Source organism: Amphritea pacifica, from assembly GCF_016924145.1.
GTDB lineage: Bacteria > Pseudomonadota > Gammaproteobacteria > Pseudomonadales > Balneatricaceae > Amphritea > Amphritea pacifica.
Genome location: NZ_JAFFZO010000127.1, coordinates 1 through 421, shown reverse-complemented (window position 1 = coordinate 421; position 421 = coordinate 1). Strand labels below are relative to the sequence as shown.

Sequence of the window (421 nt, the reverse complement as noted above, 5' to 3'; positions counted from 1 at the left end):
ATTCCACTTATCACTGGCATCCTTCCACTCTTTCGAAAACTCCTCCAGTCTGCTGGCGTTATCCTCCGTCAGCTCGACTTTTTCCAGCAGCTCCTTGCCGAGATGGGATTCGGTTATCTTGCCTTTGAAAAAATCCAGGTAACCTTCCGCATCATCGCTCGCCCGACCGACGGCCTCCACGAATGCCGATTTGCCAACGGTGTTCACACTGCGGATATAAAAGTAATAATCATGGCCCGGTTTGATATTGATACTGGCGGCTATCCAGTACAGCGCCGTACCAAGATAACGCGTGCTGGTTTCAACCTGTCTGATATCCGCAATCTGCTTTTCCGAGAACCAGAACTCAAACTGTACCGTCGGGTCATAAACGGCAAGATGCGGCGTGGCGGTTATCTGAAAATAGCCCGGCGTCAGCTCA

Annotated in this window: 1 protein-coding gene; it reads right to left on the bottom strand. The window is 51.1% G+C overall.

What is annotated here, in order from left to right:
• The coding region (locus JW499_RS21725) for a phage tail tip protein J-related protein (RefSeq protein WP_463427525.1) at positions 1-421 on the bottom strand (421 nt) is incomplete at both ends.